This is a genomic window from Nonomuraea sp. NPDC048892 (assembly GCF_040649735.1).
In the GTDB taxonomy this organism is placed as follows: domain Bacteria; phylum Actinomycetota; class Actinomycetes; order Streptosporangiales; family Streptosporangiaceae; genus Nonomuraea; species Nonomuraea maheshkhaliensis.
On record NZ_JBEZFZ010000008.1, the window covers coordinates 319641 to 336661 of the forward strand.

The window sequence follows — 17021 nt, forward strand, 5'->3', positions numbered from 1 at the left end:
ATCATCCTCGGCAGGCCGGGAGCACGATGGCCCGGCCTTTCGGGGGCGCCACAGCTGACGGCGATTTTCGCCGGAGAAGGCGGCATCCGCGAAGGATGTCGTCTTTTTCGTGTTGTGTGGTGTTCACCACGTAGTCATGATCTTCAGTAAAGCTACGGGACGTCCCCTCACCCGAAGATCGTCACAGGAGCGCCGCATGTCACTCAACCGCCGGCATTTCCTCGTCACCGGTTTAGCGGCCGGCGCCGCCGTGGCCGTTCCGGCCACCGCCGCGCACGCCGAACCCGACCCCGCCGCCGAGACGGCCCAGAGCCTGGCCTCGCGCGGGCTGCGTACCGACCCGTTCACCCTCGGCGTCGCCTGCGGAGACCCCGACCACGAGGGCTTCGTGCTGTGGACCAGGCTCGCCCAGCAGCCGATGGCCGAGGACGGGCTCGGCGGCATGCCCGGGCGGCCCTTCCCCGTGCAGTGGCAGGTGTACGCCGACGAGCGCGCCCGCCGCGTCGTGCGCGCCGGGGTGAGCGTCGCCACGCCCGAATGGGGCCACAGCGTCCACGTCGAGGTCTCGGGGCTGAGCTCCGACCGCGAGTACTGGTACCGCTTCCGCGTCGGCCCGTACGTATCGCCGCTCGGCCGCGCCCGCACCGCCCCGCACCCGCTCTCGTACGGCGGCGCCCTGAGCATGGCCTTCGTCTCCTGCGCCCAGTACGAGCACGGCTACTTCACCAGCTACCGCCACCTGGCCGCCGAGCGCCCCGACGTGATCCTGCACCTGGGCGACTACCAGTACGAGTACACCCGCGACACCTACAACAGTCCCGGCGGCAACGTCCGCCACCACGAGGGCCCCGAGACCGAGACCCTGGCGAACTACCGCCAGCGCCACGCCCAGTACAAGTCCGACCCCGACCTCCAGGCCGCCCACGCCGCCTCGCCGTGGCTGGTCGTGTGGGACGACCACGAGGTGGACAACAACTGGGCCGACGAGGTGCCGGAGAAGCCCGAGGTCCCCCAGCCGAACTTCCTGAGCAGGCGCGAGGCCGCCTTCCGCGCGTACTACGAGAACATGCCGCTGCGCCGCACCTCGATCCCGCGCGGCATCGACATGCAGCTCTACCGGCGGGTCAGGTGGGGCAGGATGGCCACGTTCCACATGCTCGACACCCGCCAGTACCGCGACGACCAGGGCTGCGGCGACGGCTACCGCGACTGCCCCGCCGCCGTCGACCCGGCCCGCTCGATCACCGGCGCGGAGCAGGAGGAGTGGCTGCTGGACGGCTTCCGCGCCTCCCGCGCCCAGTGGGACATCCTGGGCCAGCAGGTCTTCTTCGCCCAGCGCGACAACAACGCCGGCCCCGCCAAGGTCACCTCGATGGACGCCTGGGACGGCTACGTCGCCTCCCGGCAGCGCATCACCCAGGGCTGGGTGGACGCGCAGGTGCGCAACCCGGTCGTGCTCACCGGCGACGTGCACGCGCACTGGGCCAGCGACCTCAAGCTCGACTACGACGACCCGACCGGGCCGTCGGTGGGCTCGGAGCTGGTGGCCACCTCGATCTCGACGGGCGGCGACGGGGCCGACTCCGACCCGGCGACGCACCCGTTCCTGGCCATCAACCCGCACCTGAAGTTCTACAACAACCAGCGCGGGTACGTGCTGACGACGATCGAGCGCGACCAGATGGCGGCCGACTTCAAGGTCGTGCCGCAGGTCCGCACGCCGGGCGCCGACGTCTACACCCGGGCCACGTTCGTCATCGAGGACCGGGTGCCCGGGGTCCAGCAGACGTACCTGCGTCCGCTCGACCCGGCGCTCCGGCTCGGCCGGCAGATCACGGCGGAGGAGACGGTCCGGCTGGAGACCGAGCGGCCGTAACGCTCTGCGTGGATCATGGGAGCCCGGCCTGGCGCCGGGCTCCTTCCCGTTCAGGAAGATCTAGGTTGGTGGCATGAGCGACGACGTCACCCGGCTGGCCGGCCACGTCTCCACGGTGCTGCGCCACCTGGTCCTCCTGCTCAGGCGCACCGTCGCCGGCCAGCCCGTCACCAGCCAGCAGTACGGCGTCATGGGCTCGCTCGAACCCGGCCCGCGCCGCATGACCGGGCTGGCCGAGGAGCACGGTGTGCAGCTGCCGACCATGACCGTCCAGATCAACCGGCTGGAGGAGGCCGGCCTGGTCAGCAGGAGCGCCGACCCCGCCGACGCGCGCGTCAGGACGGTCGAGCTCACCGCCGAGGGCCGCGAGCGGCTGCACGCCGTCCGCCAGGCCAGGATCGCGCGCCTCGCCCGTGAGCTGGAGGCGCTCACGGAGGAGGAGCGCGCCACCCTCGCGGCCGCCCTGCCCGTCCTGGCCAAACTCGGTCGCAGGGACGAACCCCGCTTGTGACCGGCCCAATGATCGGCCCAGTGAATTGCGCTGCGGTGGGCCTGTGTGACCGGCCCTGGCGGAAGACGTCGGCCCGTCCTGGTGTTGAATTGTCGGAACCCGTACCCGGACGAAAGGATCGACTGTGCCCACGATCGGTGTACTCGCCCTCCAGGGGGACGTGCGCGAGCATGCGCGCATGCTCCAGGAGGCCGGCGCGACGGCCGTGGCCGTGCGCCGCCCCGCCGAGCTGGACGCGGTCGACGGGCTGGTCATCCCCGGCGGCGAGTCGACCACGATGTGGAAGCTCGCCGAGACGTTCGACCTGCTCGACCCGCTGCGCATGCGCATCAAGGAGGGCCTGCCCGCCTACGGCTCCTGCGCCGGCATGATCATGCTGGCCGACAGGATCGAGGACGGCGTCGCGGGCCAGCAGACCATCGGCGGCATCGACATGGTGGTCAGGCGCAACGCGTTCGGCCGCCAGGTCGACTCCTTCGAGGCCGACCTGACCTTCGCCGGGCAGCGCGTGCACGCCGTCTTCATTCGCGCGCCCTGGGTCGAATCCGTCGGCGCGGACGTCGATGTGCTGGGCAGGGCCGAGCCTGGGGATAGGATCGTCGCGGTCCGTCAAGGGCCGTTGCTCGCGACGTCGTTCCATCCCGAGCTCACCGGGGACGTCCGCGTGCACCGTTACTTCGTAGACATGGTGAGGGAGCTCTAGGTAATGTCCGGCCACTCCAAATGGGCGACGACGAAGCACAAGAAGGCCGCGCTCGACGCCAAGCGCGGCAAGCTGTTCGCCAAGCTCATCAAGAACATCGAAGTGGCGGCCCGGACCGGTGGCCCTGACCCGGACGCCAACCCCACCCTCTTCGACGCCATCTTCAAGGCGAAGAAGAACTCCGTGCCCAACGACAACATCGAGCGGGCGCGCAAGCGCGGTGGCGGCCTGGAGGCCGGCGGCGCCGACTGGCAGACCATCATGTACGAGGGCTACGCGCCCGGCGGCGTCGCGGTGCTCATCGAGTGCCTCACCGACAACCGCAACCGCGCGGCCTCCGAGGTCCGCGTCGCGCTCACCCGCAACGGCGGCTCGCTGGCCGACCCCGGGTCCGTCTCCTACATGTTCAACCGCAAGGGCGTCGTGATCGTGCCCAAGGAGGGCGGGCTCGACGAGGACACCGTGCTGATGGCCGTGCTGGAGGCGGGCGCCGAGGAGGTCAACGACCTCGGCGACAGTTTCGAGGTCGTCTCCGAGGCCGGCGACCTGGTGCCGGTCCGCAAGGCCCTCCAGGACGCCGGGATCGACTACGACTCGGCCGAGTCCAGCTTCCTGCCGACGATGAGCGTGCCGCTCGACGAGGAGGGCGCCAAGAAGGTGTTCCGCCTCATCGACGCGCTGGAGGACAGCGACGACGTGCAGAACGTCTTCGCCAACTTCGACGTCTCGGACGAGGTGCTGGCGGCGCTCGACTGACCGCTCCGGGGCGCCTGCGTCCGTACGTTCGCGCTCGGACGTGCAGGTGCGCTCGGACGCGTTCGCGCGGGCCTGTTTCCGAGACTCCCGTTGAGTACCGGTCTGTCGGGCGTGCGTGCGGGGCCGGGGCGAAGTAGGGTCGGGCGACGTGACTTCCCCCAACCCGCCTCGGCCGAACCTGTCGGCGCTCGGCTGGCTTCTGGCCGTGCCCGCGCTGTTCGGCGCCCTCATCACGCTGGTCCTGCCGACCGTCCAGACGCTCTGGCTCAGTTTCCAGAGCGGCGGTTTCATGCGGGAGAGCGCCTACGCGGGGACGGCCAACTACGCGGATCTGCTCGGCGACGGCGCGTTCTGGCGGGCGCTGAGCTTCACGCTCTCGCTGACCCTGCTCCCGCTGCTCGTCGCCGTGGTGGTGGCGCCGCTGCTGGCGCTGGCGCTCGACCGGGCCGGCGCCTGGCCGAGGCGGGCGGGGCGGATCGTGCTCTCGCTGGCCGTGGTCACGTTCTCGCCGGTCGCCGTCGCGGGCGCGTGGACGCGCGGGCTGTCGCCCGAGTCTTCCGGCCTGGCCGCGCTGGCCCAGGGGCTGCGCGAGCCTGAGAGCGCGCCGTGGACGCTGCGGCTCATCGTCGCCGCCGCCACGTTCGGCGTCGTGTGCGCGCTGGCCGTGCTCGCCTACCTGCCCGCTCTGCGCGGCGGCTCCGCCGTGCCGGCGACGCTCGCCGTCGGCGCGCTCGTCGCGCTCGCCACCGTCGCCACCGGCATCCAGACGTTCTCCATCGGCATGGTGCTCACGCACGGAGGCCCTCAGCACGCCACAGAGACGCTGGCGGGCCTGCAGTACGACTACGCCTTCAGGATGGCCCGGTTCGGCCCTGGCGCGTCCGTGGCGGCCCTCTCAGGGGTGATCCTCGGCGTGCTGGGCATCGTCGCCACGCTCGTCGTGGTCCTCGCGCGGCTGCGCATCACGGTGACGCCGCGCGTCACGCCGGGCGGACCGGCCAGGAAGGCCTACGCCTCGGGCGTACCGGCACCCCAGGGCGACCCCGTACCCCATGGCGAGGCCACAGCCCACGGCGGCGCGTACGCACCGCACGGCCAATCCGCCGTCCCCCACGGCGGCGCGTACCGACCCCACAATCCCCACGGTCCCCACGGCGAGGCGGCACCCTACGGAGGCGCATACGACGCACCGCCCGGCGTGCCCACGTCTCACGGATCGCCGGGTGCTCCTGGTGGCGGGGCGTACGGTGCGGCCCTCGCCGGGCGGCGTGCATCCGGGCCCGGATGGGTGGCGGCCGGCGCGGTCGCCCTGCTGATCTTCGCCGCCGCCTGGGTGCTGCTGTCCTGGCCGTGGATCGACGGCGTGCTCGCCACCCCGTCCGCTCCGGCCTCGACCTGGGCCACCCACGTCAACACCTGGGTGCCGGCCCTGGCGGGAGCCGTCGTGTCCGTGGGCGTTGCCTACCTCGCGGCGCTCGGCATCGGCGGCCTGCGCCCGCTCGGCCGGGGGAGCGAGTGGCTGCTGCTGGCGTTCGCCCCCTGGCTGTTCGTCGGCCCCGGCCCGCTCGGCGTCGCCAACTGGCAGAACGCCCGCAACCTCGGCCTCATCGACTCCTTCCCCGCCCTGATCCCGCCGCTGCTGGTGAGCGTGCCCGCCCTGCTCGTGCTGACCCTCCTGTGCAAGGGGCTGTCCGAACGTTCCGGCGGCGACTTCTTCGGCGGCGTGCTGCTGCCCTCGCTCCCCATGGCGGGCATCCTGGCCGGCGGCGTCACCCTCGTGAACGCCCACGACCTCAGCTGGCCGCTGCTCGTCGCGCAGCGGGCCGACCTGTTCACCACGCCGGTCAGCCAGGTGAACCGGCTCGGCTCCTTCGCCGGGGGCACCCCCGACCTCGGCGCCGCCACGCCGCTGCTCGTGGTCGCCGTCGCGCTGGCCGCCCTCGTGGCCGCGCAGCTCCTCTACCTCGACAGGCTCGCCATCACGACAAACAGTTCGCCGGTACGTACGGACGCTGCGTAGGTTTGCTGATTGTGGAAATTCGCGACATAACACCCGAAGACCTCGACGACGTCCTCGACGTCCGCAGGCGGTCGTTCGGCCCCCTGCCCGCCGCCGACAGGGAGAAGTGGCGCCAGGCCACGCTGCCGATCCTGGCCGAGGGCCGCTATCTGGGCGCGTTCGACGGCCCGCGGCTGGCCGCCGCGGCCCGGCTGCGCCAGTTCACGCAGTGGTGGCACGGCAGGCCGCAGCCGATGGCCGGGATCGCGGGGGTGACCGTCAACCCCGAGGACCGCGGGCGCGGCGTCGGCACCCGGATCATGCGGGCCGTCATGGACCGGGCGACCGAGCTGGGCGACGCGATCTCCGCGCTCTACCCGGCCACCACGCCCATCTACCGGGGGATCGGCTACGAGCACGCTGGAGCCATGCGGACCGTCAGGCTCCCCGCCGAGTCGCTGCGCAGGATCCGCCCGTCAGGCCCGGTCAAGCTGCGCAGGATGGGGCCGGGCGACGGCGGCCACGTCGTCTCCGTACTGCACCGCGCGCACGCCGCCGCCCGCTCCAGCGGGCCCATCTCGTACGACGAGCGGACGTGGGACCTGTGGCTGGCCGACGAGGACGACTTCCTCTACCTCGCCGACGACGGTTACGTGATCTACCGCTGGAAGGGTGACGACATCGAGGTCGAGAACCTCGTCGCCGCCTCGCCCGACACCCTGCGGGCCCTGTGGTCCATGGTCGGCAGCGCGTCCTCCATCGCCCGTGACGTCGTCGCCACCGTGGCGCCGGACGACCCGGTGCTGTGGCTGCTGCCCGACCGGACGAAGGAGAAGGTCACGGAGACGCGGTGGATGTTCAGGGTGCTGGACGTGGCCGCGGCGGTCGAGCGTAGGGGCTACCCGGCGCAGGCGGCCTGCGACGCCGTCGTCACCGTGGACGACCCGACGAGGGGCGGGGGCACGTGGCGGCTGGACATCTCCGGCGGATCCGGCACGGCCACGCCGGCCGAGGGCACCGGCGTCACGCTCTCAGTGAACGGATTCTCCGCCCTGTACGCCGGTGTGCCGCCCTACACGCTGCGTCTCAGCGGTCTCATGTCCGGAGATGACCGCTATGACCAGGCACTTGAAGCGGCCTTCGCCGCCCGGCCGTACATGCTCGACTACTTCTGACGCGCGTTTCCCGATGCGCCCGCGCCCACGCCGGAGTAAAGTCTCCTGCCGAACAGGTGTTCTGGTCTTTCTGGAGGCATGCCGGTGCGGGTGATGGGCGTCGACCCGGGGCTGACCCGGTGCGGTCTCGGGGCCGTCGAAGGGCGCCCTGGCGCGCCCCTGGCCCTGGTGGCCGTCGGGGTGGTCCGCACCGGGGCCGACGAGGACCTCGGCTCCAGACTCGTCGGCATCGAGGCGGGGATCGAGCGGTGGCTCGACGACGTACGCCCCGACGCGGTGGCGGTCGAGCGCGTCTTCAGCCAGCACAACGTCCGCACCGTGATGGGCACCGCCCAGGCAGCCGGCATCGCGGTCCTCTGCGCGGCCCGGCGCGGCCTGCCCGTGGCGCTGCACACGCCGTCCGAGGTCAAGGCGGCCATCACGGGCAGCGGCACGGCCGACAAGAAACAGATCGGCGCCATGGTCACCCGGCTGCTGCGGCTCACCGAGATCCCCAAGCCCGCCGACGCCGCCGACGCCCTCGCCCTGGCCATCTGCCACGTCTGGCGCGGCGGCGCCCAACACCGCCTCGCCGAAGCCGTCGCCCGCGCCACCCGCAAGGACACCCGCCGATGACCGGCCACCCGTGCCACTCGCGAGGACCTTCGCCGGTGACCGGTTATCCGTGTCACCCGCAAGGACCCCCGCCTATGACCGGCTTCCTGGGCCGCCCGCAGCGGCCTTCGCCTATGACCGGCTACCTGTGCCGCCCGCGAAGAGGCCGGCTGATGATCCGCCGCCCGGAGGCCGAGCGGGCCGCCTGCCGCAGCGCCGTCGCGAGCCCCGTCCCGCCGTGCGCGCGGCCGTCGCGCCCGTCTTGTGGCACCGGCGCACACGTACCGGCCGGGCCCGTCTCGTGAACGGCCCCGGGCACCTCGCAAGCCGCCACTTGTTCCCGCCGCGTCCCGCGCCACGAGACCGATGCCACCTACACACCAGCCACAATCCCGAGCCACACACCAAGCTGGGCCCCGAGCCACACACCGGGCTTCACCTGGGGCCTCGCACCGTCCGTTCTTCGCCCTGGCCCTCGCCTCCGTGTCGGCCCTCGCATCGGGCTTCACCAGTCACAACGTCGCCTCAGCCCGCTCAGCTCTCAGCGATCCACCGGGGGATGTGGCGTGCCGGGAGCGCGATCCGTGGTGAGATGTGGGAACCGGTCGTGGAGGCCCACGGGCCGAGGCGGCGGCGTGCTGCCACTCGAGCCGGGGGCGCGGCGTGCGCTCAGGCGCGAGCCGGTGACGAAACCGCCGGTGACGGGAGTCGTTTCGTGGCGGCGTGGGTGACGGGAGGCAAGGCGTGATCGCGTCAGTGGCGGGCAAGGTGACGGCGATAGCGCCCGACGGAGCCGTGATCGAGGTGGGCGGTGTCGGCATCCTGACCCACTGCACCCCGGGCACGCTCGCCACGCTCCGCATGGGCGAGGAGGCGCGCCTGGCCACGTCGCTGGTGGTGCGCGAGGAGTCACTCACCCTTTACGGCTTCGCCACCGACGATGAGCGGGCCGTGTTCGAGCTGCTGCAGACGGCCAGCGGCGTGGGGCCCAAGCTGGCCCTGGCCATGCTCGCCGTCCACACGCCCAACGCGCTGCGCGTCGCCGTGGCCAGCGCCGACCTCAAGGCGCTCACCCAGGTGCCAGGAATCGGGCAGAAGGGGGCGCAGCGGATCGTACTGGAGCTCAAAGACCGGCTCGGCACGCCCGAGGAGGCCGTCAACGCCGCCATCAACGGAGAGCGCAAGGTGGCACTCTGGCGCGAGCAGGTCCACTCCGGCCTGGTGGGGCTGGGCTACTCCAGCAAGGACGCCGACGAGGCCATCGCGGCCGTGGAGCCCGACGCCGACGCCGACCTGGCCGCCGGCCGCCAGCCCCAGATAGCCGCCCTCCTGAAGTCCGCCCTCCGCTCCCTGAGCATCCGATGACCCCCACCCCACAAGCCCCCGCCACCGGGCAGGTCCCCACCCCAGACCAGGTCCCCGCCACCGGGCAAGCCGCCGTCACCCGGCGACCAGTCGCGAGCGGGCGAGTCGCATGTGCCGACCCAGCCCCTGTAAGCACCGCTTGCCACCGCGCCGCCCACTCCAGCGTCACGCCTGCCGCCCCACGGGTCGGCTGGGTTGCCGATCTGAGTGCCGTGGCGGCTGAGGGCCGGTCCGAGTGGAAGGGGAGGGTGGGGCGCGATGGACTTTGAGAGGGAGATTCTTTCGCCTGCGGCCGGAGGCGACGAGTTGCAGATCGAGGCCGCGCTGCGCCCCAAGCGGCTGAGTGAGTTCATCGGCCAGGGCCGGGTGCGTGAGCAGTTGTCCCTCGTGCTCGAAAGCGCCCTGCGCCGCGAGAGCCCGCCCGATCACGTGCTCATGAGCGGCGCCCCGGGCCTGGGCAAGACGACGCTGGCCATGATCATCGCGGCCGAGCTGAACGCGCCGCTGAGGATCACCTCGGGCCCCGCGCTCGAACGGGCGGGAGACCTCGCGGCGATCCTGTCCACGCTGACCGAGGGCGAGGTGCTGTTCATCGACGAGATCCACCGGATGGCCAGGCCCGCCGAGGAGATGCTCTACCTGGCCATGGAGGACTTCCGGGTCGACATCGTGGTCGGCAAGGGCCCGGGGGCGACCGCCATCCCGCTGGAGATCGCGACCTTCACGCTGGTCGGCGCCACGACCAGGGCCGGGCTGCTGCCGGCGCCGCTGCGCGACCGTTTCGGCTTCACCGCCCACATGGACTTCTACGAGGCGGCCGAGCTGGAGCAGGTGCTGCGCCGCTCGGCCAAGCTGCTCGGCGTCGTGCTCCCCGACGAGGCCGCCCACGAGATCGCCAGGCGTTCGCGCGGCACGCCCCGCATCGCCAACCGGCTGCTGCGCCGGGTGCGGGATTTCGCGGACGTGCGCGCGGACGGCGTCATCGACCGCGACGTGGCCTCGGCGGCGCTCAACTTGTACGAGGTCGACGCCGAAGGGCTTGACCGGCTCGACCGGGCGGTGCTCGGCGTGCTGCTGCGCAAGTTCGGCGGCGGCCCGGTGGGGCTCTCGACGCTGGCGGTGGCTGTGGGGGAGGAGCCGGAGACGGTCGAGGTGGTGGCCGAGCCGTTCCTCGTCCGGCAAGGTCTGCTGGCCAGGACGCCGCGCGGCCGGGTGGCCACCGCTGCGGCGTGGACTCATCTCGGGATGACACCCCCGCCGGATGCGTTCGGAGCTACGCTTTTCGACTGATTACAGAACGGTTGCAACCGTTTCAAATTGGGAACTTCCCCGCGCGCCGAAACGCTGCCTCGTTGCCGCGTTTCGCAACAAGCGCCTACACTCCGTGGCTTGGCTGGCTGTGTAGGCTGACGGGCTGAGCGGCGCGGCCCGACGCAACGCACGGAATTTCCGGCGCGAGGCCGGTGTCAACTTCTTGTACGACAATGGAAGGTCGCCCCTTATGGACATGGGACAACTCGGAAGCATCCTGCCGCTGATTCTTCTGGTGGTGGTGTTCTACTTCCTGCTGATCCGCCCTCAGCGCAAGCGGCAGCAAGAGGCGGTCCAGATGCAGAACTCGCTGGCTCCGGGTGCGCGGGTCATGACCACGACCGGGCTGTTCGCCACGGTCGTCGCGGTGGACAATGAGGATGTCATCCTCGAGGTCGCGCCGGGGATCGAGACCCGTTGGGTGAAGGCGGCCATCGGCCGCGTCGTCACTCCTGGCGACGCCCCGGCCAGCGATGACGAGCCGGTCGAGCAGGAGACCGCGCTCGACGAGGAGGGCAAGAAGGAGTCCGAGGCCACCGTGGAGCGCAACGGCGACCAGGACTCCAGTACCAAGCAGTCCTGACTAAGCTCTGCGACAAACCCCTATCTGAAAGAATCGACGACCAGTGGCCCGACCGACCAGCCGCCACAGCCGACCGGGGCGTACGCTCCTGGTGCTGCTGGCGCTCATCCTCGCCCTGGGCGGGACGATGTTCCTGCAGCAGGCGTTCACGCCCAAGCTGGGGCTCGACCTCGCCGGCGGTACGACGGTGACTCTGTCGCCCGTGACCTTGAACAACGCGTCGCCGCCCGAGGAGATCCTCGATCGTGCGGTCAACATCATTCGCGATCGGGTCAACGGCACCGGAATCTCCGACGCAGAGGTCGCCAAATCCGGCGACAACATCATCATCTCCATTCCGGGCGTGGGTCAGAACGAGGCCGTCAAACTGGTCGCGACCACCGCGGAGCTGCGCTTCCGTCAGGTGCTCGCCGTTGCGGCCACACAGGTTCCGCAGGAACTGGCCACCAACGCGCCGACGCCGAGCGCCTCGTCCTCCGCGAGCCCGTCGGCCAGCCCGTCCGCTGGGGCCACGGGCTCGCAGCCGGCCAGGAAGCCGTCCAGCTCGCAGTCCGCGTCGACACCCAGCGCCTCGCCCACGGGCAGGGCGCTGTCTTCGGCTCTGACCGCTCCTTCGCCCGCGACCTCGCCCCCGGCCCAGCCGTCCGCGCAGAGTTCCGCGCAGCCGTCGGCCGAGCCGACGGGCACGCAGAACGGGCAGAAGCAGGACAAGAAGGGCCAGGACAGCAAGCCGACGGCCAGCCCGACCGGTCAGACCGGCACGCCGCCGCCGCAAGACCCCAACGCCGCCGGAATCGACACCTCCGGGATCGACCCCGCGGTGCTGGCACAGTTCAACAAGCTCGACTGCGCCGACCCGAAGAACCGCGGCCAGGGCGTCCAGGACGACCCCAACAAGCAGTTCGCCGGCTGTGAAGCCGACGGCTCCTACAAGTACGTCCTCGACATCGCCAAGGTCGTCGGCACCGACATCGACACCGCCTCCGCGGGCGTCCGCCAGGGCACCACCGAGTGGGTCGTCCAGCTCGACTTCAAGAGCAAGGGCGCGGGCGAGTGGGGCAAGCTCACCACCACCGCGTTCAACTCGCCCGAGCCGCGCAACCAGGTCGCGGTCGTGCTCGACGGCGTCGTCATCACCGCGCCGGTCATCCAGGGCCCGATCCCCGGCGGCCGGGCCGAGATCACCGGCGGCTTCAACCAGGCCACCGCGACCACCCTGGCCGACCAGCTCAAGTACGGCGCGCTGCCGCTGAAGTTCAACCGCAGCTCGATCGACACGGTCTCCTCGACCCTCGGCCAGGACCAGCTCGAGGGCGGCCTGGTCGCGGGCCTCATCGGCCTCGGGCTCGTGGTCGTCTACTGCCTGCTCTACTACCGGGGCCTGGGCATCGTGGCGGTGCTGAGTCTCGTGGTCGCCACGGTCATCACGTACACGTCGGTGGTCGTGCTCGGGCACAACGCCGGATTCCGGCTCTCGCTGCCGCACATCATCGGCCTCGTGGTCTCGATCGGTATCACCGCCGACTCCTTCATCGTGTACTTCGAACGCATACGTGATGAGATGAAGGAGGGCAGGCGGACGCTCAGGGCGGCCGTCGAGGTGGCCTGGGTCCGCGCCCGGCGCACGATCCTGATCGCCGACGCCGTCATGTTCATCGCCGCGATCGTGCTGTACTTCCTGGCGGTGGGCGGTGTGGCCGGGTTCGCGTTCGCGATGGGCCTGACCACGCTGATCGACATCGTGGTGGTGTTCCTGTTCACCAAGCCGTTCATCGCCATGCTGGCCAAGGTGAAGTTCTTCGCCAAGGGGCACCCGCTGTCCGGGCTCGACGCCGAGCGCATGAGCGAGGCGGGCTCGACCGGCCGCACGACCACTCCGCAGGAGGCCTGAGATGGGACTGGGGCGTCGCCTCTACCGCGGCGAGATCGATGTCGACTTCGTCGGCAAGTGGAGGCTGTGGTACAGCCTCTCCGGCCTGCTGCTGGCCATCTCGCTGGCCGGAATCCTGATCAACGGGCTCAACCTGGGCGTCGAGTTCAGGGGCGGTTCGGTCTTCTCCTTCAAGGCGCCGACCGCGAACATCGAGCAGGTGCGCGAGACCTTCCAGGAGGAGGGCGTGCACCAGCCGATCGTGCAGACGGCCGGCGACCGGTGGCGGGTCACCACCGAGGCGCTGTCGGAAGGCACCATGAACCAGGTGCAGACCGCCATCGCGAAGGACTACAGCGTCCCCACCGACCAGGTCGACATCCAGTCGATCGGCGCGTCCTGGGGCGGTGAGGTCTCGGAGAAGGCCTGGATCGGCCTGGCCGTGTTCATGCTGGCGATCATCTTGTACCTGTCGATGGCGTTCGAGCCGAAGATGGCCCTGGCCGCCATCGTCGCGCTCGTCCACGACCTCGTCATCACGGCCGGCATCTACGCCTGGTCGGGCTTCGAGGTCACGCCCGCGACGCTGCTGGGCTTCCTGACCATCCTCGGTTATTCGCTCTACGACGCGGTCGTGGTGTTCGACATGATCAAGGAAGTCACGGCCAAGCTGGGACACACGTCCAAGCAGACGTACTCGATGGCGGCCAACAACGCGCTCAACCACACGCTGATCCGGTCGCTGAACACCTCGCTGGTCGCGATCCTGCCGGTGGCGGCGATCCTGTTCATCGGCACCACGCTGCTCGGCGCGGGCACGCTGAAGGACCTGTCGCTCGCCCTGTTCGTCGGCATGATCGTCGGTACGTACTCCTCGCTGTGCGTGGCGACGCCGCTGCTGGTGACGCTGAAGGAGCGCGAGCCGAAGTACCAGGCCATCGCCAGGAGGATCGCCTCCACGAGCGGCGGTGGCAAGGGGTCCAAAAGTTCCAAAAGCGCGGCCGTAGCCAAGGGATAGCCGCAGCTCCCGTACGACTCCCGTACGACGCCCTCACTCCGCACCGGGGTGAGGGCGTCGTCGTGTCCCCGGCCGGTTCGAGCCGCGGGCCCGGGTGGCTCGTCTGCCAGGCTGGGTGCGCTGAGGGTCGGGGCCCAGGTCCTCACCGGGCGCGGGTGTGGTCCGGCACTCGCGTCGCGGGACTCTGAGTCCATGGCGCGCCTTCAGGGGTTCTCGCGGGCCGCTGAGGGCGTTCTGAGGGGTGCTCGGGTTCGGGGTGGGGTCCGGAATGCACCATCATGGTGCCCGGCATGGTGCCCGGCTATGGTGCCCGGCACAGGGCCGGTTGAGAGAGGCGAAAGACGACGATGACCGAGCTGAGCGCGATGATCCTGGACCGCATCAGGGACGTGCCCGACTATCCCCAGCCGGGCGTGATGTTCAAGGACATCACCCCGCTGCTGGCCGACCCGGTCGTGATGGCGGCCGTCGTGGACGAGCTGGCGGGGCTGCACCAGGTCGACAAGATCGTGGGGATCGAGGCCCGCGGGTTCATCCTCGCCGCTCCGGTGGCCTACCGGGCGGGCGCCGGGTTCGTGCCGGTGCGCAAGAAGGGGAAACTGCCCGCCGCGACCCTGGAAGAGTCCTACGATCTGGAGTACGGCTCCGCGACCATCGAGGTCCACCGTGACGCCTTCACGCCCGGCGACCGGGTGCTCATCGTCGATGACGTGCTGGCCACGGGAGGCACCGCGAAGGCCGCCGTCGAGCTCGTGGAGAGGGCCGGAGCCACGGTCGTCGGCCTCGCCGTGCTGATGGAGCTCGCCTTCCTGAAAGGACGTGACCGGCTGACGGGAGTGGACCTGCACTCCCTCGTGATCGTCTGAGCCCGGCCCGAGGCGGCCCAGGTTCGTCACCTGGATACACTGGGGGGATCTGGACTCGAACGTGAGGAGTCACTGCGTGAGGAGTCTGTGTGCCCCGTGATGTGGTCGCGCCCGACGTGACCGACTCAGGCAACGCCGATTCGCCCGGCGTTCCGTCGGTGCGTCGCAGGCGGTTCGGGGGTGGGGCCATGAATCCGGTGCTGGAGCCGCTGTTCCGTACGGTCCGCGCCACCCACCCCAAGGCCGACCTGCGCCTGATCGAGCGCGCCTACGACGTCGCCGCCTATCATCACCGCGACCAGAAGCGGAAGTCCGGCGACCCCTACATCACCCATCCGCTCGCCGTGGCGACGATCCTGGCCGAGCTCGGCACCGACGACGAGACGCTGTGCGCGGCGCTGCTGCACGACACGGTGGAGGACACCGCCTACAGCCTCGACGAGCTGCGCGGCGACTTCGGCGACACCATCGGGTCCCTGGTCGACGGCGTCACCAAGCTCGACAAGGTGAAGTTCGGCGACGCGGCGCAGGCCGAGACCGTGCGCAAGATGGTCGTCGCGATGTCGCGCGACATCCGGGTGCTGATCATCAAGCTGGCCGACCGCCTGCACAACATGCGCACCATGCGCTACCTGCCGGAGCACAAGCGGCACCAGAAGTCGCGCGAGACGCTGGAGATCTTCGCCCCGCTGGCCCACCGCCTGGGCATGAACACGATCAAGTGGGAGCTGGAGGACCTCGCGTTCGCCATGCTCTACCCCAAGCGCTACGACGAGATCGCGCGCATGGTGTCGGAGCGGGCGCCGCGCCGCGACCTGTTCCTGCAAGAGGTCATCGAGAAGGTCTCCGGCGACCTGCGCGAGGCGAAGATCCGCGCCGTGGTCAAGGGCCGGCCGAAGCACTACTACTCGGTCTACCAGAAGATGATCGCGAGAGACGTCGCGTTCGACGACATCTACGACCTTGTGGGCATCCGCGTGCTCGTCGACAGCGTACGCGACTGCTACGCCGCGCTCGGCACCATCCACGCCAGGTGGAACCCGGTGCCGGGCCGGTTCAAGGACTACATCGCGATGCCCAAGTTCAACATGTACCAGTCGTTGCACACGACGGTGATCGGTCCCGAGGGCAAGCCGGTGGAGCTGCAGATCCGCACCCACGCGATGCACCACAGGGCCGAGTACGGCGTGGCCGCGCACTGGAAGTACAAGGAGGAGGTCGGCGCCCCCGGTCCCACCGGCAAGGTCAAGCCGGGCAGCGACATGGCCTGGCTGCGCCAGCTCCTCGACTGGCAGAAGGAGACCTCCGACCCGGGCGAGTTCCTCGAGTCGCTGCGCTTCGACCTGTCGGTCTCCGAGGTCTACGTGTTCACCCCGAAGGGCTCGGTCATCGCCCTGCCCGAGGGGGCCACGCCGGTCGACTTCGCGTACGCGGTGCACACCGAGGTGGGCCATCGCTGCATCGGCGCCCGGGTCAACGGGCGGCTGGTGCCCCTGGAGTCGCGGCTCGGCAACGGCGACACGGTTGAGATCTTCACCTCGAAGTCGCCGGACGCCGGGCCGTCGCGCGACTGGCTGAAGTTCGTCAAGTCGGGCCGGGCCCGTAACAAGATCCGGCAGTGGTTCTCCAAGGAGCGCCGCGAGACCGCGATCGAGGCGGGCAAGGAGGCCATCGGCCGGGCCATGCGCAAGCAGGGCCTGCCGTTGCAGCGGCTCATGTCCGGCGAGGCGCTGCTGGCGCTGGCCCGCGACCTGCGCTACCCCGACGTGTCCGCGCTTTATGCGGCCGTGGGCGAGGGGCACATCGCGGCGCAGACCGTCGTGCAGAAGCTCGTCTCCTCGATCGGCGGCGTCGACAGCGCCGAGGAGGACATCGCCGAGACCTCGCTGCCGACCCGGCTGCGCGGCCGCCCCCGTGGCGGTGGCGGCGCGGGCGTGGTGGTGGCGGGCGACGCCGACGTCTGGGTACGCCTGTCGAAGTGCTGCACCCCGGTGCCCGGCGACGACATCGTCGGCTTCGTCACCCGGGGCCACGGCGTGTCCGTCCACCGGGCCGACTGCACCAACATCGAGCAGCTCAAGACCCAGCCCGACCGGCTGGTGGAGGTGAGCTGGTCGCCGAGCGACGACAGCGTGTTCCTGGTGGCCATCCAGGTGGAGGCGCTCGACCGGCCGCGCCTGCTCTCCGACGTCACCCGTACGCTGTCCGACCAGCACGTCAACATCCTGAGCGCCTCGGTGACGACCTCGCGCGACCGGGTGGCGATCAGCAAGTTCACCTTCGAGATGGGCGACCCCAAGCACCTGGGCCACGTGCTCAAGGCCGTGCGCAGCATCCAGGGCGTCTTCGACGTCTACCGCGTGAGCGGCGCCGGCGGCTGACCCCGCGCGGCGG

The 17021-nt window shown here is 70.6% G+C and carries 14 protein-coding genes; all 14 read left to right on the plus strand.

Annotation, left to right across the window (positions count from 1 at the left end):
- Positions 1-196: 196 nt before the first annotated feature.
- Positions 197-1876 carry an alkaline phosphatase D family protein gene (locus AB0C28_RS28070; protein WP_357851133.1) on the plus strand — a complete coding sequence of 560 codons (1680 nt, stop codon included), beginning with the start codon at positions 197-199 and terminating at the stop codon, positions 1874-1876.
- 73 nt (positions 1877-1949) lie between these two features.
- The gene (locus tag AB0C28_RS28075; protein WP_358078562.1) at positions 1950-2387 is read left to right on the plus strand and encodes a MarR family transcriptional regulator; all 438 of its coding nucleotides are present in this window, start codon (positions 1950-1952) and stop codon (positions 2385-2387) included.
- Between the two features lie 124 nt (positions 2388-2511).
- Positions 2512-3090: a pyridoxal 5'-phosphate synthase glutaminase subunit PdxT gene (gene pdxT / locus AB0C28_RS28080; protein ID WP_358078565.1), complete on the plus strand. Its 579-nt coding sequence runs from the start codon at positions 2512-2514 to the stop codon at positions 3088-3090.
- A 3-nt stretch (positions 3091-3093) separates the two neighbouring features.
- A complete protein-coding gene (locus AB0C28_RS28085) occupies positions 3094-3846 on the plus strand; it encodes a YebC/PmpR family DNA-binding transcriptional regulator (RefSeq protein WP_357851139.1) in 753 nt (250 codons plus the stop codon).
- 148 nt (positions 3847-3994) lie between these two features.
- A complete protein-coding gene (locus AB0C28_RS28090; protein ID WP_358078568.1) occupies positions 3995-5866 on the plus strand; it encodes a hypothetical protein in 1872 nt (623 codons plus the stop codon).
- Positions 5867-5877: 11 nt separating this feature from the next.
- A complete protein-coding gene (locus tag AB0C28_RS28095) occupies positions 5878-7020 on the plus strand; it encodes a GNAT family N-acetyltransferase (RefSeq protein ID WP_358078571.1) in 1143 nt (380 codons plus the stop codon).
- Positions 7021-7104: 84 nt separating this feature from the next.
- On the plus strand, positions 7105-7635 hold the full coding sequence (gene ruvC, locus AB0C28_RS28100; RefSeq protein ID WP_357851417.1) for a crossover junction endodeoxyribonuclease RuvC: 531 nt from the start codon (positions 7105-7107) through the stop codon (positions 7633-7635).
- A 723-nt stretch (positions 7636-8358) separates the two neighbouring features.
- Positions 8359-8979, plus strand: a complete 621-nt coding sequence (ruvA, locus tag AB0C28_RS28105; protein WP_346108019.1) for a Holliday junction branch migration protein RuvA — start codon at positions 8359-8361, stop codon at positions 8977-8979.
- Between the two features lie 258 nt (positions 8980-9237).
- On the plus strand, positions 9238-10269 hold the full coding sequence (gene ruvB, locus AB0C28_RS28110; RefSeq protein WP_357851149.1) for a Holliday junction branch migration DNA helicase RuvB: 1032 nt from the start codon (positions 9238-9240) through the stop codon (positions 10267-10269).
- 211 nt (positions 10270-10480) lie between these two features.
- Positions 10481-10873, plus strand: a complete 393-nt coding sequence (gene yajC, locus AB0C28_RS28115) for a preprotein translocase subunit YajC (RefSeq protein ID WP_357851152.1) — start codon at positions 10481-10483, stop codon at positions 10871-10873.
- A gap of 43 nt (positions 10874-10916) precedes the next feature.
- The gene (gene secD, locus AB0C28_RS28120; RefSeq protein ID WP_357851155.1) at positions 10917-12764 is read left to right on the plus strand and encodes a protein translocase subunit SecD; all 1848 of its coding nucleotides are present in this window, start codon (positions 10917-10919) and stop codon (positions 12762-12764) included.
- A 1-nt stretch (position 12765) separates the two neighbouring features.
- Positions 12766-13761: a protein translocase subunit SecF gene (gene secF / locus AB0C28_RS28125; protein WP_357851158.1), complete on the plus strand. Its 996-nt coding sequence runs from the start codon at positions 12766-12768 to the stop codon at positions 13759-13761.
- A 347-nt stretch (positions 13762-14108) separates the two neighbouring features.
- Positions 14109-14627, plus strand: a complete 519-nt coding sequence (locus tag AB0C28_RS28130) for an adenine phosphoribosyltransferase (RefSeq protein ID WP_358078574.1) — start codon at positions 14109-14111, stop codon at positions 14625-14627.
- A 188-nt stretch (positions 14628-14815) separates the two neighbouring features.
- On the plus strand, positions 14816-17008 hold the full coding sequence (locus AB0C28_RS28135) for a bifunctional (p)ppGpp synthetase/guanosine-3',5'-bis(diphosphate) 3'-pyrophosphohydrolase (protein ID WP_357851420.1): 2193 nt from the start codon (positions 14816-14818) through the stop codon (positions 17006-17008).
- The last annotated feature ends 13 nt before the right edge of the window (positions 17009-17021 follow it).